Source organism: Megamonas rupellensis DSM 19944 (assembly GCF_000378365.1).
GTDB classification, from domain to species: Bacteria; Bacillota; Negativicutes; order Selenomonadales; family Selenomonadaceae; genus Megamonas; species Megamonas funiformis.
This window is the reverse complement of the sequence record NZ_KB899601.1, coordinates 1-19708: the sequence shown is the minus strand read 5'-3', so window position 1 is coordinate 19708 and position 19708 is coordinate 1. Positions and strand designations below refer to the sequence as shown.

19 protein-coding genes are annotated in these 19708 nt (G+C 31.3%); 8 read left to right on the top strand and 11 right to left on the bottom strand.

Features of this window, described 5'->3' with window-relative positions; all coding sequences use genetic code 11:
• From F553_RS0110085 to rpmH, 9 genes are all read right to left on the bottom strand, one after another.
• On the bottom strand, nt 1-192 hold a 192-nt coding region (locus tag F553_RS0110085), incomplete at its 3' end, for a helix-turn-helix domain-containing protein (RefSeq protein ID WP_019000004.1).
• 95 nt (nt 193-287) lie between these two features.
• On the bottom strand, nt 288-1007 hold the full coding sequence (gene rsmG, locus F553_RS0110080; RefSeq protein WP_019000003.1) for a 16S rRNA (guanine(527)-N(7))-methyltransferase RsmG: 720 nt from the start codon (nt 1005-1007) through the stop codon (nt 288-290).
• On the bottom strand, nt 1004-2884 hold the full coding sequence (gene mnmG, locus F553_RS0110075) for a tRNA uridine-5-carboxymethylaminomethyl(34) synthesis enzyme MnmG (protein WP_019000002.1): 1881 nt from the start codon (nt 2882-2884) through the stop codon (nt 1004-1006). Before mnmG ends, rsmG begins: the two co-directional genes overlap by 4 nt.
• A 31-nt stretch (nt 2885-2915) precedes the next feature.
• Complete coding sequence (mnmE, locus tag F553_RS0110070) at nt 2916-4313, bottom strand: tRNA uridine-5-carboxymethylaminomethyl(34) synthesis GTPase MnmE (protein ID WP_019000001.1); 1398 nt, start codon at nt 4311-4313, stop codon at nt 2916-2918.
• Between the two features lie 86 nt (nt 4314-4399).
• Nucleotides 4400-5053, bottom strand: coding sequence for an RNA-binding cell elongation regulator Jag/EloR (jag, locus tag F553_RS0110065; protein WP_019000000.1), 654 nt, complete (start codon nt 5051-5053; stop codon nt 4400-4402).
• A gap of 3 nt (nt 5054-5056) precedes the next feature.
• Nucleotides 5057-5737, bottom strand: coding sequence for a YidC/Oxa1 family membrane protein insertase (locus tag F553_RS0110060; protein ID WP_008539236.1), 681 nt, complete (start codon nt 5735-5737; stop codon nt 5057-5059).
• Nucleotides 5738-5794: 57 nt separating this feature from the next.
• Nucleotides 5795-5989: a membrane protein insertion efficiency factor YidD gene (gene yidD / locus F553_RS0110055; protein WP_018999999.1), complete on the bottom strand. Its 195-nt coding sequence runs from the start codon at nt 5987-5989 to the stop codon at nt 5795-5797.
• A gap of 11 nt (nt 5990-6000) precedes the next feature.
• A complete protein-coding gene (gene rnpA / locus F553_RS0110050; protein ID WP_015561971.1) occupies nt 6001-6366 on the bottom strand; it encodes a ribonuclease P protein component in 366 nt (121 codons plus the stop codon).
• A gap of 152 nt (nt 6367-6518) precedes the next feature.
• Nucleotides 6519-6653 (bottom strand): 50S ribosomal protein L34, encoded by a 135-nt coding sequence (gene rpmH / locus F553_RS0110045; protein WP_008539230.1) that lies wholly within the window; start codon nt 6651-6653, stop codon nt 6519-6521.
• 205 nt (nt 6654-6858) lie between these two features.
• On the opposite strand from rpmH, the gene dnaA reads away from it, so the two are divergent.
• The 4 genes from dnaA (at nt 6859) to F553_RS0110025 (ending at nt 11783) form a co-directional block, all read left to right on the top strand.
• A complete protein-coding gene (gene dnaA / locus F553_RS0110040) occupies nt 6859-8349 on the top strand; it encodes a chromosomal replication initiator protein DnaA (RefSeq protein WP_018999998.1) in 1491 nt (496 codons plus the stop codon).
• A gap of 257 nt (nt 8350-8606) precedes the next feature.
• Entirely contained in the window at nt 8607-9725 is a 1119-nt protein-coding gene (gene dnaN / locus F553_RS0110035) for a DNA polymerase III subunit beta (RefSeq protein ID WP_018999997.1), read from the top strand.
• 5 nt (nt 9726-9730) lie between these two features.
• The gene (recF, locus tag F553_RS0110030) at nt 9731-10840 is read left to right on the top strand and encodes a DNA replication/repair protein RecF (RefSeq protein WP_018999996.1); all 1110 of its coding nucleotides are present in this window, start codon (nt 9731-9733) and stop codon (nt 10838-10840) included.
• 43 nt (nt 10841-10883) lie between these two features.
• The gene (locus F553_RS0110025; RefSeq protein WP_018999995.1) at nt 10884-11783 is read left to right on the top strand and encodes a DciA family protein; all 900 of its coding nucleotides are present in this window, start codon (nt 10884-10886) and stop codon (nt 11781-11783) included.
• A gap of 115 nt (nt 11784-11898) precedes the next feature.
• Here F553_RS0110025 and F553_RS0110020 read toward each other — a convergent pair whose 3' ends face one another.
• On the bottom strand, nt 11899-12606 hold the full coding sequence (locus F553_RS0110020) for a phosphatase (protein WP_018999994.1): 708 nt from the start codon (nt 12604-12606) through the stop codon (nt 11899-11901).
• 320 nt (nt 12607-12926) lie between these two features.
• On the opposite strand from F553_RS0110020, the gene F553_RS0110015 reads away from it, so the two are divergent.
• The 4 genes from F553_RS0110015 (at nt 12927) to F553_RS0110000 (ending at nt 19476) form a co-directional block, all read left to right on the top strand.
• Entirely contained in the window at nt 12927-14351 is a 1425-nt protein-coding gene (locus tag F553_RS0110015; protein WP_018999993.1) for an acetyl-CoA carboxylase biotin carboxylase subunit, read from the top strand.
• A gap of 141 nt (nt 14352-14492) precedes the next feature.
• Nucleotides 14493-15125: a TetR/AcrR family transcriptional regulator gene (locus tag F553_RS0110010; RefSeq protein WP_018999992.1), complete on the top strand. Its 633-nt coding sequence runs from the start codon at nt 14493-14495 to the stop codon at nt 15123-15125.
• Between the two features lie 203 nt (nt 15126-15328).
• Entirely contained in the window at nt 15329-16411 is a 1083-nt protein-coding gene (locus tag F553_RS0110005; RefSeq protein WP_026297001.1) for an efflux RND transporter periplasmic adaptor subunit, read from the top strand.
• Complete coding sequence (locus F553_RS0110000; RefSeq protein WP_018999990.1) at nt 16408-19476, top strand: efflux RND transporter permease subunit; 3069 nt, start codon at nt 16408-16410, stop codon at nt 19474-19476. The genes F553_RS0110005 and F553_RS0110000 overlap by 4 nt, the downstream gene beginning before the upstream one ends.
• Nucleotides 19477-19546: 70 nt before the next feature.
• On the opposite strand, the gene F553_RS11930 is transcribed toward F553_RS0110000, so the two are convergent.
• On the bottom strand, nt 19547-19708 hold a 162-nt coding region (locus F553_RS11930), incomplete at its 5' end, for an IS3 family transposase (protein WP_018999507.1).

The following is a 19708-nucleotide window of genomic DNA, read 5'->3' as shown; positions in this document are numbered from 1 at the left end:
CTTAAAGATAGGAGTATATTTAAGATTTTTATGAAGAAGTTGTGAGATGCCACCATTTTCATAATGAAATATCCATCTGCAAAGAGAAGCTGTGTTTGGCATGTTTAGAATTTTAGCTACATGAAAAATAGAATCTCCTTTTAAAACCATTTTAATTGCTTTAACTTTAAATTCATTTGAGTATTTAGTCATAAAAAAACTGCACCTCCAAAAGTTGTTTTTTGTCCAACTTTTGGGGTGCAGTTCAAAATGTACTATCTTTTTTTATTTTCCAGTTTATCTATATTTTAAACAATTGGATTTCGCTCTGGCGTACCTGCTTTACGCGGATATACTTTAGGTGTTGCTTTTTCTTTTTTAATATAGACAACAGCTCTTTTATCTTCCAATTCAGGGAGTTTTACAGGCATAGATTTAACTAATTTCCCACCTAACACAGAAAATGCTTTTTGCGCTTCTTGTATTTCTTCTTCATATTGACGACCTTTTAAAGCGATAAAAGTACCACCTTGTTTTACAAAAGGCAAACAATATTCACAAATGATAGGTAATCTAGCTACTGCTCTTGCTGTTGCTAAATCAAATTTTTCACGATATTTTTTATTTCTTGCTGCTTCTTCACTGCGTGCATGGATTACTTCTACATCTTTTAAACCCAATTCATCAACTACAAGTTGTAAAAATTTCACACGTTTATTTAAAGAATCAAGCAATGTCAATTTTAATTCTGGATAAAATATCTTTAATGGAAGTCCTGGAAAGCCTGCTCCTGTCCCAACATCAATAAGACTTACCTGTCCTGTAAATAATTCTTTTTGATAGCAACTAAGTGAATCTACGATATGTTTTATAGCTACTTCTCTAGGCTCTGTAATCGCTGTTAAATTGATTTTTTCATTCCATTCGACTAGTAACTCATAATATCTATTAAAAGCGCTTATTTGGTCGCTAGTAAGCTCTAAACCATATTCTTTAGCTACTTCACTTAAGTCATTTACAAAGCTCATGCATTTTCCTCCTGTCGACGATATTGTTCTAAATAAACAAGTAATACAGAAATATCTGCTGGAGATACGCCAGAAATACGACTTGCTTGACCTATGGAAATTGGTCTTATCGCATTTAATTTTTCTCTAGCTTCATCGCGAAGGCTAGATACTTCATCATAATTTATATCTTCTGGCAATAATTTTTCTTCAAGTTTTTCCATGCGTTCAACTTGTTCTAATTGTTTTTTGATATAACCTTCATATACCAAAGTAATTTCTACTTGTTTTTTCACATCTTCACTGATTTCAGGAAGCTCTACGATATGTTTTAAATCATCATAGCTGATTTCTTTGCGTTTTAATAAATCCGCTGCTGTAACAGTATTGTGAATAGAGCCTAATTCAAATTCCTGCATCTTTGCTAGCGTTTCTTTATTTGGGTGAATGCGAATTTCACTCAATAATTCAATAGTATTTTTAATGCTATCACGACGTTTTACAAAGCGAGCATAACGTTCATCAGATACTAAGCCAACTTGACGACCTTTTTCTGTTAAACGTAAATCAGCATTGTCTTGACGTAAAAGCAAACGATATTCTGCACGAGAAGTCATTACACGATATGGTTCGTTAGTACCTTTAGTTACTAAATCATCAATTAAAACGCCAATATATCCATCAGAACGTTTTAAAATCAAAGGTTCTTTTCCTTGAATTTTCAACGCGGCATTGATACCAGCAATAAGACCTTGTGAAGCTGCTTCTTCATATCCAGATGTACCATTTGTCTGCCCAGCTGAGAAGAAACCGCTTATTTTCTTAAATTCCAAAGAAGGTTTTAATTGTAATGGATTAATGCAATCATATTCGATAGCATAACCAGGACGCATAATTCTCACATTTTCCAAGCCTGGAATAGTGCGTAAAAATTCCATTTGCAAATCAATAGGCATACTTGTAGACATACCTTGTACATACATTTCTTCAGTATCTAAACCTTCCGGTTCAATAAATAATTGATGACGTTCTTTATCTGGGAAACGCACAATTTTTGTTTCAATAGATGGGCAATATCTAGGACCTACACCAGTGATAATACCATTTGCCATCGGTGCACGTTCGATATTATCTCTGATGATTTTATGAGTCTGTTCATTTGTATAAGTGAGCCAACAAGGAACTTGTTCACGAGTTTTTACATCGCTCATAAAAGAAAAATTATGAACTTCATCATCACCAGGTTGAATTATCATTTTAGAAAAATCTAAAGAACGACGGTCTACACGAGCTGGGGTACCTGTTTTAAAACGCATGAGTTCAACACCAGCTTTTAATAAACATGAAGATAATTTTATAGCTGCTCTTTGACCATTAGGACCACCATCATATGTATTTTCACCAATGATAATGCGTCCTTTTAAATATGTCCCAGAAGCAAGCACTACAGCCTTACAAGTATAAACTTCACCAGTTTCTACTACCACACCTGTTACTTTATTGTCTTCAAATAAGATTTCATCTATCAATAATTGTTTTACATCGAGATTTTCTTGCAATTCACAAGTATGCTTCATTGTATTTTGATATAGTTTTTTATCTGCTTGTGCTCTCAAAGCCTGTACAGCAGGGCCTTTACCAGTATTAAGCATACGGTACTGAATACAAGTTTTATCAGCATTTACGCCCATTTCTCCGCCTAAAGCATCAATTTCACGGACTAAATGACCCTTAGCTGGGCCGCCTACAGATGGATTACATGGCATCATTGCTATATTATCCATATTCAAAGTTGTAAGTAAAGTATTACAACCCATACGAGCACTAGCAAGAGCTGCTTCTACGCCAGCATGACCTGCACCAATAATAATTACATCATAATTGCCTGCAATAAACAAAAAAATTCCTCCTATTTCAAACTATATCGTTTTATTTACCTATGCAAAATTGACTAAATATCTGGTCAATAATATCTTCATCTATTGTATCGCCTGTTATTTCTCCCAATTTTTCCCAAGCAGAGCGAATATCTATGACAATAAAATCTTCTGCCATATCCATTTCAATAGTATTTAAACAATCCTCTAAATATTTTTGTGCTTCTTTTAACGCATTAGCCTGACGCACATTATTTACAAAAACGCCCTCAGCTTGTTTTACTGTGCCACTATATACGCGATTTACAATCTCTTGCTCTAATTCTTTTATGCCATCATTGTTGAATGTAGATATCTGCATATATTTAAAATTGCCCTGCAAACGTTTTTGTAAATCTTCTATATCTAAAACACAAGATAAATCATTTTTAGTAAGTAAAACTATACCTTCTTTACCTTGTAATAAATTAATGATTTCTTCATCTTCTTTTGTTAAATCAGAAGATGTATCAAATAAAGCTAAAATCAAATCTGCCTTTTGTACATAAGACATGGATTTTTCTACACCAATTTGTTCTACTTTATCTTCTGTTTCACGAATACCAGCTGTATCTATAATCTTTAAAGGAACTCCACCGATATTTGCATATTCTTCTAAACTATCTCTTGTAGTCCCTGGAATATCTGTTACAATCGCTCTATCTTCACGCAAAAGCGTATTTAAAAGGCTGGATTTACCTACATTTGGCTTACCAATGATAGCTGTTACTAAACCATCACGCAAAATTCTACCAGTATTAAACGTAGATAACATTTCTTCTATGCGATTTTTTATACTTCTAACCTTTGCACTAGCTTCATCTTTTGCCACATCTTCGATATCATCTTCTGGAAAATCTATGGAAGCTTCTAAATGAGCTATGACTTCTAAAATATCATGACGCATAGCTTTGATTTCATCAGAAAATTTACCTTGAAGATGACCTGCTGCCATGCGAAGTGAAGCATCTGTTCTCGCTTTTATGATATCCATTACAGATTGAGCTTGTGATAAATCCAATCTACCATTTAAAAAAGCACGTTTTGTAAATTCACCTGGCTCTGCCATTCTAGCACCATTTTGCAATGCCAATTCTAAAATACGGCGAACAACTAATGCGCCACCATGACTTTGAATTTCTACTACATTTTCTTTTGTATAAGAATTAGGTGCCCACATTGCTATACATAAAGCTTCATCAATGACATTGCCTTTTTCATCTACAATCTTACCATATACAACTTTATGACTTTCAAAATTTTCTACAGTCAAATCCTTTTTGGCACATTTAAATAACTTACTAGCAACAATTCCAGAATTTTCACCACTGATGCGAATAATACCTATGCCACCTTCTCCAGGTGGTGTAGAAATTGCTACAATAGTATCATTTTCCCCAAAGTTTTTCATCAAAAATCCTCCAATTAGACACAAAAGGACTGCCCCAAATAATATAAACAATTGGAAACAGCCCTTTCACAGCTTTATTTTCACTATTAAATTACTAAATCTTCGTTTTTATTATGTTTAATATCCACAACTATTTTACGATGAGGTTCAACACCATCACTGTAAGTTATGATATCAGCATAATCTTGAAGTGCCATATGAATAATTTTACGTTCATGGCGATTCATTGGCTCTAAAACTACTTTTGTGCGATATTTTCTAGCTTTATTAGCTAATCTTTCTGCTAATTGACAAAGTGTTTCTTCACGGCGTTTACGATAGTTTTCCACATCTAAAACAATGCGAACTCTCGCACCTGTAACATTTTTATTAGCAGCCATATTTGTTAGATACTGCAATGAATCAAGTGTCTGACCATGTTTACCAATCAATACACCTAAATCATCACCAATGAGATTGAATTTATAATTTATATCTTCTTCAATACATTCAATCTGTATATCTTTGTGCATGGATTTGAAAATCTTCTTTAAAAATTCTTGACCTTTTTCCAATGGTGTTAATTCCTTTTCAGTTGCTCTTATTTTAGCAACTCTAGCACCAATTAAACCGAAAAAGCCCTTTGAAGGTTCTTCTAATACTTCAAAAATAACACGTTCTTGAGGCAACTCCAATTGACTTAAAGCCAATTTTTTTGCTTCTTCAATGTCTTTACCAGTTACTTCGATAACTCTTGCCATATATTATGACCCCTTTTTTGCAGAAGTATCTTCATGTCTATACATCCACCACTGCTGCAATATCTGCATAATATTATTGACAATCCAATAAATAACTAAACCAGCTGCAAAATTACAACTAATCCAACCAATAAATAAAGGCATTACTACAGACATAATCTTCATCTGCATTTGCATCTGTGGAGAACTAGAAGCTGAAGATGTTTGTTTTTGTACTACATAAGTACTTATTGCTGATAAAACAGGCAAAATGTAGTATGGGTCTGGATTAGATAAATTCATAATCCATAAAAATGTTGGATCTCCACCATAATCAATGCTTTGAAGAGCATAAAACATTGCCATCAAAATAGGCATCTGAGCTAAAAGTGGCAAGCAACCAGCTAAAGGATTTACCCCAGCATTTTTATAAAGCATACCCATTTCCTGTTGTAATCGTTTTGGGTCATTTTTAAACTTATCTTGAAGTTTTTTCATTTTTGGTTGCAATTCTTGCATTGCCTTCATAGATTTTACCTGTTTTACAGTCAACGGATAAAATGCCATTTTTATAATAATAGTCAATACTATAATTGCCACACCATAAGATTCCAAACCTACTGTGCTTAGAAAATCATGGAAAATACCCAAGATAAATTCTAATAACTGCACAATTGGATTAAAAATAGAAGAAATAAAATCCAAATCATCACATCCTATAAGTAAATTTCAAATTACCAACGAATAACCATAAATAAACATCTATTTTACAGGGTCGTATCCACCTTTATGAAAAGGATGACAACGCAATATGCGTTTTATTGCCATCCAGCCACCGTGAACGACACCATATTTTTCTACCGCAATTAAGGCATATTCTGAACAAGTCGGAATATAGCGACAGCAAGGCGGTTTCAATGGAGATATAAAATTTCGATAAAATAAAATCAAACCCATGAAAATCCGCTTCACTTTTTTTCAACCTCTTTTTTCAAAATGTTAGCACGCTTACATAGTGAATAAAATGATTTCTCTAAAGCTGTAGACTTTAAATCTACAGCTGCCGCTCTGCCTACAAGTAAAAGACAATAATCATCTTTTATTTCATGACGATGTAGTCTATATACTTCTCGAAGCAATCGCTTTACGCGATTTCTAGTAACAGCATTTCCAAGTTTCTTACCAGCAGCAAAAGCCACTTTGTGAGAAGGGTGAAATGCTTTGCAATAATACATAACCATGTTCTTATTTGCTAAAGAACGGCCACAACGATAAATTTTTTGAAAATCACTATTTTCTTTAACAATGAGTTTCTTTTGCAAACTATATTTCATGTTACCCTCACTTGGGAAGTTAATCTGACGTTTATGCTCATATATATTAAGCAAAATACAAAAAACTAAATCATTCCCAGTTGTAGAGATAGTGAAAAGCACTATCTCTACTTATGACAAAAGGAAAAAGAGGCCACCGTAGTGACCTATTATTATGCGGATAACTTATGTCTTCCTCTAGTACGTCTTCTTTTTAAAACAAGGCGACCACCTTTAGTTTTCATACGTTGACGGAAACCATGAGTTTTCTTTTTCCAATGAGTATTTGGCTGAAATGTCTGTTTCAATTTTCACACCTCCTTAAAAAACACCATAATAGTTCAAATTATAGCTATTAGAATTATAGACTACTGCTGTTTTTGTGTCAACAGATTTCAAAATACTTGTTGATATATCATACTCATTTTGATAATATATTTATGCACTTATCCACAGGTTTTGACAAATTCTGTGGATAAGTTTTATAAAAAATTTTAAGAAAGGATTATCTCCATGACGGATATTCAATTACAGGCAACTTGGGAAGAAATATTAAAAAATCTTGAAAATTCACTATCCACGCGAGTTTGTAATAATTGGTTAAAGCCATTAAAACCGATAAAACTCACTACAGAAATGTTGGAACTAGGTGCACCTAATGTTTTTACCAAAAATTGGGTAGAAAAATATTATTTACCATTTTTAACAGATTCTTGCTATGAAATCACTAAAGCACATTTAGAAATTTCCATCACTAATCTTGAAAGTACAAAAGACGCAGAAACTATTTATCCAGATGAATTAAAACAACAACAATTAAAAAAACGCAATACTAGAGTTAGAACGAAGAAAAAAGCTACCAGTTTGGCACAATCAAATGATTTATTTCAGCCAACACTAACAGAAGCAATGCAACCACCTAGTGAAATGACAGAGACACCTCTTCCTATCAATCCTGGAGATAAATCTTCACTTAATCCTAAATATACTTTTGAAAGTTTTGTAATTGGTAATTCTAATAGTTTTGCTCATGCTGCAGCACTGGCTATTGCTGAAAATCCTGCAAAAGATTACAATCCATTTTTTATGTATGGTGGTGTAGGATTAGGAAAAACACATTTAATGCATGCAATAGGTCATAAAATTTTGCAAAAACATCCACAAAAAAGAGTATTATACACAACTAGCGAAAAATTCACAAATGAATTAATTAATTCTATTAAAGATGGCACATCTGCTGCTTTCCGTCAAAAATATCGCAACATTGATGTATTACTTGTAGATGATGTTCAATTTTTGGCAAATAAAGAACGAATTCAAGAAGAATTTTTCCACACCTTTAATGCTCTAAAAGATGCTAATAAACAAATTATATTATCTAGCGATAGACCCCCTAAAGAAATAAAACCTTTAGAAGACCGTCTTTGTTCTAGATTTGAAGGTGGATTACTTGCAGATGTTCAAGCACCAGATTTAGAAACAAGAATTGCTATTTTAAAGAAAAAAACTTTAATGGATAATTTAGATGTACCTCTTGATGTCATGACATATATCGCTAGCCATATCGACAATAATGTTCGTGAATTAGAAGGAGCATTGACTAGAGTTGTAGCTTATGCGTCATTTAAACATTATCCTGTAACTAATGAATTAGCTGTTGATGTTTTAAAAAATACCATCACTAAGCAGGAAACGACAGTTAAACAAGTGGATAAAGTTATCAACATAGCATTAATTCAAGAAACAGTTGCTAAATATTTCAAACTAACATTAGCAGATTTAAATGGAAAAAAACGCAATCGCAATATTGCCTTTCCTCGCCAAATAGCGATGTATTTAGCTAGAGAAATGACTGATGCTTCTTTACCGAGAATAGGTGGCAACTTTGGTGGTAGAGACCATACAACTGTTATGCATGCCCATGATAAAATCAAAAAACAATATCAAGATAATCCAAAAACAGCTAGCGTCATTGATGAAATACGTAAATTAATCACAAGTTAAAACTTATTAACAAGGGTTGTGGATAAGCTTGTTGATAAGCTGTGCATAACTTGTGTATAACTTTATAATATACACAACGATGTGGATATGTGGATAATTAGTCACAAAATATCCACAAGATATCAACAGGCATAAAGCCATATACCATAAGGTTTTACGCCACTTATCAACATATCCACAGATACCTACTACTAATACTACTAAAATATAATATATATATAATAATAATAGAATAATAACATAGGAGTGGATAACTCATGAAAATCACCTGTGAAAAGAAAGAACTTGTACAAGCAATACAAACAGTTTTAAAAGCTGTACCAAGTAGACCACAAATGCCTATATTATCTGGCATATATATCAAAGCACATCAAAACTATATAGAATTACAAGGAACAGATTATGAAATCAGCATTATCTGTAAAATAAAAGCAATAATTGAAACAGAAGGTACTATCGTATTACCAGGAAAATATTTATACGAAGTTGTTCGTACTTTACCTGGTGAATATGTAGAAATAAAAAATAATGACAGTGATAACTCTGTAAACATTCGCTCTAATTCTGCACAATTTAATTTATTAAATATGCAAGAAAATGAATTCCCTATTATTGAACCATTAAAAGGTCAAATTAATTTTAATTTAAAAAATGATATATTCTTAAATTTTATCAAAAAAACATCTTTTGCTTGTGCAACAGATGAATCAAGACCAGTATTTACAGGCTGTTTAATGGATATTACTGATGAAAATATCGTAATGGCGGCAACAAATATGCACAGATTAGCATTAATAAAAGAAAATATAAATTATATATCAGATAATAATATTAAAATAATTATTCCTGCAAAAATATTAAATGAATTTACACATATATTTAATTCTGAAATACCAACAGACATTCAAATTTCCTGTACACATAATAAAATAAGCTTTTCTTATGAAAATATATATGTAATTTCACGTTTAATTGAAGGTCAATTCCCAGATTATAACCGCGTTATTCCTAAAGAATTTAAAACACATGTAAATATTAATAAAAATGAATTCCAATCTGCTTTAGACCGTGTATCTTTAATATCTCGTTCTGGTGATTATAATATTATTCATTTTGAATTTGTGGATAACATTGTAAGAATTTCCTCAGATAATCCAAATATTGGTAAAGCAGAAGAAACAATAAATGTGGATATTGAAGGTCCTGGAATAAATATTTCTTTTAATGCTAAATATATTATAGATGTATTAAAAGCTATTGATGCTGAAAACTTTATTTTTTCCTTTAATCAACCATTAACAACAGCTTCTATTACGCAAAGAGATAATAAAAACTTTGTTTATGTTGTTACTCCTGTACGCACAAAGACTATGTAATAATTATGAAAATAGATTTATTAACATTATATAATTATCGTAATTATAATAATTTAAATTTAAAATTATCTTCAAATATAAATATTTTTACTGGTTTTAATGCACAGGGAAAAACAAATATAATTGAAGCTATATATTTTTCTTCTTTAGGTATATCTCATCGAACTCGCACTGAGGGGGATTTAATACTATGGGGGAAAGATGAAGCTAGTATAAATGTTAAATTTTCAAAAAGAGATATTAATTCTATATTAAAAATAATTTTAAAAAAGAATAAGCGAAAAGAATTAAATTTTAATGGAGAAATTATTAAACAGAAAGATTTACCAGGATTATTAACAATGATATTATTTTCTCCAGAGGATTTAATGCTTATTAAGGGTTCACCCCTATTAAGAAGAAGGTTTATTGATATAGAATTATCTCAAATTAGTAGAATTTATTATAATGAATTAGTGCAATATAATAGATTATTATTACAACGCAATAATTTATTAAAAAAAATCCGTGAAAATAAAAAGCTTATACCTATGCTAGACACTTGGGATGAACAAATTGCAAAGACAGCAGCATTTATTGTGGAAAAAAGATTAAGGGGTATAGAAAAATTATCAAAATTAGCTCAAAAAATACATTATGAAATATCTCAAAAAATGGAAATACTTAATATAAGATATAATATCCATAATTATAAAAATGAGGCTTTAAATAGTTTCGATGATTTATTTAATTTTTATATACAAGCATTAAGTAAATATAGAGATAATGATATTTATAGGGGGTCTACAAGTATTGGACCACATAGAGATGATATTGATTTTTTCATCAATGATATTTCATTAAAATCTTTTGGCTCTCAAGGTCAACAGCGTAGTTCTGTTTTATCTTTAAAATTAGCTGAATTAGAATTTTTAAAGCTTGAAACAGGAGAATATCCTATATTATTATTAGATGATGTAATGAGCGAATTAGATACGCGTAGAAGAGATAATTTATTATCTTTATTGCAAGATAATAATGTGCAAACGTTAATCACAGCAACAGATATAAATTTATTTAATTCCCACCCTAAAAATAAATTTTTCAAAGTAGAAAAAGGAATTGTCAGTGAATAAATGAGAAAGGCATATAATATTATTTATTATATGAATTAACAATATGAAAAGAGCATATTCAAATAATTTATTTGAGACTGGAAATACAATAATTCCTAAAACAATGAAAAATCTAGGTCTTTTAAAAGAGTATAAGAAAAACCAAATTTTTTACAAATGGGGGGATATAGTAGGCAAGGAAATAGAAAAGCATATATCCCCTCAAGAAATAAATTTTGCTGTATTATATGTATATGCAAATTCGTCTGTATGGGCAAATAATTTTCAATATTTAAAGATAGAAATCATTGAAAAAATAAATGATTTTTTAGGGTATAAATTTGTTAAAGATATACAATTTACTAGATTAAGAAAGAAAAAAATAGATAATTATTCATCTATTTTAGAAAGAAAAATTGATTTAGGAAAATATGTACGAAGAGTCCCAATAACAGATGAGGATTTAATATTAGCAGATACTAAAGTCCAACAAATAGAAGATGAAAAATTAAGGCAAAAATTAAAAACGATTTATTTAAAAAGTATACAATTAACAAGATTAAAAAAAGATTACGGGTGGATAGCCTGTGAGCGATGTGGCAGATTAACGCCAAAAGAAAAACCTATTTGTTTTAATTGTCTGCGAGAAATAAAAGAAGAAAAAGAAGCTACTATAATTGAAATATTTGAAGAAATGCCATGGGCTAATTATCAAGATATATCACAATATGTAGATTGTAATATGGATATGGTAAAAAAAATGCGTGATAAATTAATTCAAATGATAGCAAGTAAATTATCCCCCGATGATTATACTAGTGTGGAAGCTATAAAATTAGTTATGCTATATAAAGCTATTTCTCCAGAAAAATTAAATGAATATATAATAAAAGATACATTAAATAAATTACGTTTTGACATGGCTTTTTGGGATAATAATAAAATAAAAGTGAAGAGAAAATAAAAAAGATGTGTATATCTCTATAAAGATATACACATCTTTTTCTATTTATCCACTTATCCACAAGATGATATATATTTTTGTGGATAAACAGATGTTTTTTATCTATTTTTTGTGATTAATCAATAAATTTTTTAAATTTATCCACAGATGTATTCACAATTAATGTGGATGGAAAATCCACTTCAGTTAAAATTTGATGTACATATTTATGATTCCCAACATCATTTGCGATATGAGCATCACTGTTGATAATTAAATTAGTTTGATGTTGTGCACAATATTTTAGTAAGATTTTCATATTTTCACGAGAATTTAATCGTTCACCATCAGGTCGTACAGAGCTATTGTTGAGTTCTAAAAGAACATTATATTCTTTAGCAGCAAGAGCGAGTTTTTCATAATCAACAGGATAATAGCCATTATCAGGATGACCTATAATTTTTATTTTATCATGTTTCATAGCATTGATTATGGCAGATGTATTTTCTTCTTGGCTACCAGGTTTTATACATATATCATGAAGACTAGCAATACCATAGTCTATTTTACTGAATGCTTTTGTGGATAAATCCATAGTTCCATCATAATCTATAATATTGATTTCAGCACCCATGCGAATTAGTAGGTCATCTTGTTTTCTAGGGATAACTTTAAAATTGTAAAAATATATTTCAGAACAAGTTCCAGGCATTTTATTTGTATGTTCTGTAATTCCCAATAATTTTAGACCTTTAGTTTTTGCACTATCAATCATTTCTTGAAGTGTGCTATAAGCATGACCACTAGCGATTGTGTGGGTGTGGACATCTAAGATATCAATCATTTGTAAGTCCTTCTTTCCTTATAATATAGTTTTATTTTGAAATATCTTTATAAGCCTGTCAATAAGTACTTTTGACTAAAAATATTGTATACATATATACATATATTTTTTTATTGATATTTTGTTTTATTATGATATAATAATTTTAGTTATGTAATATATGTATAAAATCTATAACAAAAAGTTATAGATTTTATTAAAGATGAGCCGATTGCCATAACATTTATATTTAAATTTACTAAGAAGGCTCTTTTATAATAGTATTTAGTATAAAGAGAACCAATGAAATGATAAGATTGGCTTATAGGAGGTCATAATAAATGTTTAAAAGAGTCTTAATTGCTAATCGTGGTGAAATAGCAGTACGTATCATACGTGCTTGTCAAGAAATGGGTATAGAAACTGTAGCTGTTTATTCTGATGAAGATGCAGATGCAATGCATGTAAGATTAGCAGATTATAGTTATAATATTGGTCCAGCTGATGCTAGTGAAAGCTATTTAAATATTGATGCTTTGATGGAAGCTGCTGAAAGAACAGAAGCAGATGCCGTTCATCCAGGATATGGATTTTTATCCGAAAATGCTGATTTTGCAGAAATGGTAACTAAAGCTGGAATGACATGGATTGGTCCATGGGCAGATACTATCCGTAAAGTTGGCGATAAAGATGAAGCTAGAGCTGCAATGATACCATCAGGTATTCCAATGTCAAAAGGTAGTACTCCATTGACTAGCGTAGAAGATGCTGTTGAACAAGCAAAAGATGTAGGCTATCCTATTATTTTAAAACCAGTAGCTGGTGGTGGTGGTAAGGGTATGCTTATCGCTAACAGCGAAGATGATTTAAGAAATATCTTAACTATCATTGATATAAATAAAGTAAAATATTATTTTGAACATTATATTGAACATTCTCGTCATATTGAAGTACAGATTGTAGCTGATAATTATGGTCATGTTATTCACTTAGGTGAACGTGAATGCTCTTTACAACGTCGTAATCAGAAATTATTAGAAGAATCTCCTTCTATTGCTTTAACTCCAGACCGTCGTGCCGAAGTTGGTGCTTTAGCTATTAAAGCAGCAAAAAGTGTTCACTACAATAATATTGGTACTGTAGAATTTTTACTTGATTTGAAAACAAATCAGTTTAATTTCATGGAAATCAATCCACGTATTCAAGTAGAACATGGTGTAACAGAAGCTGTTACAGGTATTGACCTTGTGCGTACACAAATTCGCATAGCAGCTGGTGAATCTTTAGACTTACAACAAGAAGATGTAAAATTCACAGGTCATGCTATTGAATGTCGTATCAATGCTGAAGACCCAGATAATAACTTCATGCCATCTCCAGGAAAAATTGATTTCTTCTTAGAACCTGGTGGACCTCGTGTTCGTGTAGATAGTGGTGTTTGTGCAGGACTTTCCATATCTCCATATTATGATTCTTTGATTGCAAAAATCGTAGTACGTGGACGTACTCGCGGTGATGCTATTAAAATTATGCGTCGTGCTTTAAATGAATTTAAAGTTGGTGGCATCAAAACAACAATACCACTTCATCAACGTATTTTGAAAAATGAATACTTCTGCACAGGTGATATTGATACAAGATTTATTAGAAATCATTTCTCTAAATATGTACAACCAATGACACCTGCACAGTTGAAAGCTTCTAAGACAGCTAAAACTGAAAAAGAAATTATTAATGCTATAAATGCAAGTATGTATTATGCTTAATTTATAAAAATATATAGTAATATACCTAGCCCTGATAACAGAGATAAATTGTTATCAGGGTTTTTTTATTGACAAAATAAATAAAAATGATAAATAATGAATTAATTCAACTTATATTTAGGAAAGGTAAAGGTGGAGATAATGAGTAATTCTCGTGTAAGAATTATTAAAGACCCAGAAGAGAGAAAACAAGAAATCATAGAAGCAGCCTTACATTTATTTTCCCAAAAGGGATATGAGCATACAACTATACAAGATATTGCTAAATATTTAAATATATCTCAAGGATTATGTTATCGTTATTTTAAATCTAAAGCGGAGATATTCACAGCAACTGCTGAATTTTATGCACAGCAGATTTTAATTCAAATAAGACAACCTTTTCCTGAAAATATGAAAGCAATTGATAAATTTAATGTTACGATAAAAAGACTTTTTCAATATATTATCAAACATGGTGAGTTTGAAGCTAATAGTGAAGTAAGTGCCTTACGTGCGGATAGATTAGATAGTATTTCTAGACAGATTATAGAAGTGATTATACCGATAATTAAGCAAGGTAATGAAGAAAAGATATTTAATTGTCATGATATAGAAAGAACGACTAAGATTTTTATTTTTGGTTTGGTGCATACTTTTCATGAAGAAATGCCTAAGCAAAATATAAAGGATTATATTAAGTCTTTTTTAGAGTATTTAAAGACAAATTTAGTATTGATTTTAAATATAAAAGAACCTGAATTACTAGGTGAAGGTTGGGAAAACATTTTATAGATATAGATGTAAAAAACTAGGTGTTATATTATATCGACACTTAGTTTTTTTTATTTGACGGTATAGTTTATTTGTAGTAATATTTAAATGAATGAATTTATTCATTCGTGAGATGAGATGATAAAATTTGTTATTATATTAGGATTTTTCTGATATTATATAAGTGATGAATAAAATAGAAATGAATACAGAAGGAGGGATTTATGATGAAGAAAATATTTTTTGTGCTATGTTTGTTATTATCTTTATATTTATGCACAGGTTGTGGAAAAGATGAACAAGTTGTGGATAACACTGTTTATGTAAAAACACAGACAATTGATTATGGTGCAAGTAGTAATGAAGATAATTATGCAGGTGTAGTTAAAGGTCGTTATGAAACTAATTTAGCTTTTCAAGTTAGTGGAAAAATATTATCTAGAAATATAAATTTAGGAGATAGAGTATCAGCAGGAGATATCTTGATGGTCATTGATGACAAAGATATTAGACAGAGTGTAAATGCCTATGATGCTCAAGTGGAAGCTGCTAAATCGCAATTGAATTTAGCACAATCTAATCTTGCTAGATATGAACAGTTATATGCAGCTAATGCAGTTAGTGCTCAATCTTTAGACCAATATCAAAATGCTTATGATAGTGCTTTATCAGCATATAATCAAGCTGTAGCTCAAGCGACACAAGGATATAATTCTTTGGGTTATACACAATTAGTCGCAAATGCAAATGGTGTTATTTCTAGTGTAAGTGGTGAAACTGGTCAAGTCGTAAGTGCAGGTCAGACCGTAGCTGTACTTATTCAAGATGGAGAAAGAGAGATTGAAATATCCATTCCTGAAAATAAAATTCAAGATATAAGCATAGGCCAAAATGCGACAGTTGATTTTTGGGCTTTAAAAGGCACTACTGTTCAAGGTGTAGTCAGAGAAATATCACCAATAGCTGATGCCGTAGCAAAGACTTATAAAGTTAGAATTAGTCTTGTAAATCCTCCATCTGATATTCAATTAGGTATGACTGCAAATGTTATATTTGCAGGAGCAAATAATGGTGATACAAATATTAGTTTGCCATTGAGTGCGTTGTATCAAGTGGAAAATAAAACTCAAGTTTGGATCGTCAACAATGCTTCTTGTGTGGAATTAAAAGATATAAATGTAATATCTTTGGGAAAAAATGACGTGATTGTCAGTGGATTAAATAAAGGTGATGTAGTAGTAACAGCAGGTGTGCATAAACTTTATGAAGGGCAATCAGTAAAATTAGCGGATGGTGATACTTTATGAGAAATTTAACAGAAGTATCATTAAAAAATAAAAATCTAGTCTGGTACTTTATCGTTGTGATTTTTTTTGCAGGAATTTTTTCCTATACGAAATTGGGACGAATGGAAGACCCTTCATTTACGATTAGGCAAATGGTAGTGTCTGTAGCTTGGCCAGGAGCGACAGCTTCACAGATGGAAGAACAAGTTACAGATAAGATTGAGAAAAAATTGCAAGATACACCAGGTCTTGATTATGTAAAAAGTTTTTCGCGTTCAGGCGAAGCTGTTATCTATGTGAATTTACGTGATGATATAGATAATGATAAGATACGACCTACATGGCTTGAAGTTCGCAATATGGTTGATGACATAAAAAAGGATTTACCAGAAGGCGTTTATGGGCCATATTATAATGACCGATTTGATGATGTATATGGTTCTATATATGCTATCACAGGTGATGGTTATTCTTATGAAGAAATGCGTGAAAAGGCAGAAAAAATAAGACGTATCTTATTGACTGTGGATAATGTCAGCAAAGTAGAACTTGTAGGTGAACAGCCTGAAAAAATATATATAGAAGCTTCATTAGATAAGCTTTCTGAATTGGGTATTAGTCCTCAAGATATCATGCAAGCAGTGCAGACTCAACAACAAATGACACCTGCGGGCATGATTGAAACTCAAACGGATAATGTATATTTACGTTTAAGTGGACAATTCGCTGATGTGGATATGCTCAAAGAAATGCCTATCAATGCTGGGGGTAAAATTTTGCGTTTGGCAGATATAGCCAAAGTAGAACGTAGATATGTAGAACCAGCAGAACCAAAGATGTTCTACAATGGAAAACCAGCTATAGGTCTTGCTGTTTCCATGGAAGCTGGAGGTAATATTTTAACTCTAGGTGATAATCTACAAAATACTATTGAAGAAGTGCAAAAATATATACCTACAGGTTTAGAGATAAATCAAGTATCTAATCAGCCTCAAGTAGTAAAAGACTCAATAAATGAATTCGTAGGTTCCCTGCGAGAAGCAATTATCATCGTATTGGCAGTCAGTTTTTTGAGTTTAGGACTTAGAACAGGTATGGTAGTTGCAGGTTGTATACCTCTTGTTATTTTAGGCGTATTTGTTGCTATGGAAGCTTTAGGTATAGATTTGCATAAGGTTTCTTTAGGAGCGTTGATTATTTCTTTAGGTTTATTAGTGGATGATGCTATTATTGCTGTAGAAATGATGAGTGTAAAACTTGAAGAAGGCTTAGATAGATTTAGTGCTGCTTGTTATGCGTATAAAGCGACAGCTATGCCAATGCTTAGCGGTACACTAATTACTTGTGCAGGCTTTATACCTGTAGCTTTTGCCGATGGATTAGCATCTGAATTTTGTAGTGCGTTATTCCCTGTAATTGCTATAGCTTTGATTTTATCTTGGATTGTATCTGTAATGGTAGCTCCATTATATGGTTATAAAATAATTAAAGTTAAAGTAAAAAAAGATGAAAAGGGAAATGTAGACCCATATCAAAGTAAATTTTATACATTTTTTAGAAAGATATTATGTTATTGCTTAACACATAAAAAAATAATATTATCTAGCACAGTGGTTATATTCGCTATTTCTATTTATTGTATGAAATTTATAAGTCAAGAATTTTTCCCACCATCTCAAAGACCAGAGCTTGTAGTAGAACTTACCTTGCCAGAAGGTTCATCTATAAAGGCAACGGAAGAACAAGCTGAAAAATTAGCAGCTATTTTAAGTGAAGAACAAGATAAAATAGATAATTTTACTTATTATACAGGTCAAGGATCTCCGCGTTTTGTATTGACTTTTGATCCTGTATTACCAAAGGATAATTATGCTCAATTTGTAATTACAGCAAAAGATGTAGAAGCTAGAGAATATTTAAATCAAAAATTATTTAAAATCTTAAATGAAGATTTTCCAGCAGTACAATCAAATATTAAATTTTTACAAATGGGGCCACCTGCTGATTATCCTGTAATGATTAGAGTTTCAGGATATGATGTGGATAAGGTAAAAAATATAGCTGATGAAGTAGCTATGAAGATGCGCCAAGATAGTAATATTTACAATGTAAATTTTGATTGGCAAGAAAAAGCAAAAACACTTCATTTAGAATTAGACCAAGATAAATTGAGAGCAATGGGTATATCTAGTCAAATGGTTGCCCAGACTTTATATACAGAGCTTACAGGAGCAACAGCTGCTCAATTTTATCAAGGTGATAGAACCATTGATATAGTGATGAGATTATCTGATGACGATAGAGATAATTTGGAAAAAGTGCGCAATTTACCGATTTATTTAGGGCAATATGGATATGTACCACTTGAACAGATTGCTAAAATTAGTTATCGTGCAGAAGATGGTGTTATTTGGCGTCGTGATTTAAAACCTACAATCACTGTTCGTGGTAGTATTTATCAAGGAACAGCCAATGATGCAACTGAAAAAATATATAATCAATTAGCTGATTTACAAAAAGATTTACCATTTGGTTATAGCATTGAACCAGATGGAGCTATGTCGGATAGTCAAACAGCCATGGAACATTTGTTAAAACCTATACCTGTGATGGTCATAGCGGTTATTACTATATTGATGTTCCAATTGAGAAGTGTACAGTTAATGATAATGACTGTACTTACAGCTCCACTTGGTTTAATTGGTGTTAGCTTTGGTATGTTATTGTTTGATAAACCAATTGGGTTTGTGGCAGTATTAGGTATCTTGGCTTTATTTGGTATGATTATTCGTAATTCAATTATCTTGATTGACCAGATAAAGAAACATATGCTTGATGGTGAAAAACCATGGAATGCTATTATTGATTCTGCTGTATTGCGCTTCCGTCCAATAATGCTTACAGCAGCAGCGGCAATACTTGGAATGATGCCACTTGTACCAAGTACACTTTGGGGTTCAATGGCAATTGCTATTTCTTGTGGTTTAGTAGTCGCTACGATTTTAACTTTGCTCATTTTGCCAACAATGTATGCAGCATGGTTTAAAATCACACCAGATAGTGAAAATAAGTTGAAACAGAAATAAAATGTTTCACGTGAAACAAAAAAGTGCAAGTAAGAAATTTGATATGCACCCAAAATATTGGACATATTAATTAAGCTACTAATTGAGACTTAGTTCTGTATTCTACAGGACTAAGTCCTTTTAGTTTTATCTTTATCCGTTTTGTATTATAATATTTTATATAAGATTTTAACTCTTTTATAAAATCTTCAACGGATTTGAATTTTTTTAAATAGAATAATTCGCTTTTTAG

Coding starts and splice junctions, on each gene's coding strand:
- F553_RS0110005 (WP_026297001.1), top strand. CDS start 15,329: ATGATGAAGAAAATATTTTTTGTGCTATGTTTGTTATTATCTTTATAT.
- rsmG (WP_019000003.1), bottom strand. CDS start 1,007: ATGAGCTTTGTAAATGACTTAAGTGAAGTAGCTAAAGAATATGGTTTA.
- F553_RS0110010 (WP_018999992.1), top strand. CDS start 14,493: ATGAGTAATTCTCGTGTAAGAATTATTAAAGACCCAGAAGAGAGAAAA.
- F553_RS0110020 (WP_018999994.1), bottom strand. CDS start 12,606: ATGATTGATATCTTAGATGTCCACACCCACACAATCGCTAGTGGTCAT.
- mnmE (WP_019000001.1), bottom strand. CDS start 4,313: ATGAAAAACTTTGGGGAAAATGATACTATTGTAGCAATTTCTACACCA.
- rnpA (WP_015561971.1), bottom strand. CDS start 6,366: ATGAAATATAGTTTGCAAAAGAAACTCATTGTTAAAGAAAATAGTGAT.
- dnaN (WP_018999997.1), top strand. CDS start 8,607: ATGAAAATCACCTGTGAAAAGAAAGAACTTGTACAAGCAATACAAACA.
- jag (WP_019000000.1), bottom strand. CDS start 5,053: ATGGCAAGAGTTATCGAAGTAACTGGTAAAGACATTGAAGAAGCAAAA.
- yidD (WP_018999999.1), bottom strand. CDS start 5,989: ATGGGTTTGATTTTATTTTATCGAAATTTTATATCTCCATTGAAACCG.
- recF (WP_018999996.1), top strand. CDS start 9,731: ATGAAAATAGATTTATTAACATTATATAATTATCGTAATTATAATAAT.
- F553_RS0110025 (WP_018999995.1), top strand. CDS start 10,884: ATGAAAAGAGCATATTCAAATAATTTATTTGAGACTGGAAATACAATA.
- F553_RS0110000 (WP_018999990.1), top strand. CDS start 16,408: ATGAGAAATTTAACAGAAGTATCATTAAAAAATAAAAATCTAGTCTGG.
- F553_RS0110015 (WP_018999993.1), top strand. CDS start 12,927: ATGTTTAAAAGAGTCTTAATTGCTAATCGTGGTGAAATAGCAGTACGT.
- dnaA (WP_018999998.1), top strand. CDS start 6,859: ATGACGGATATTCAATTACAGGCAACTTGGGAAGAAATATTAAAAAAT.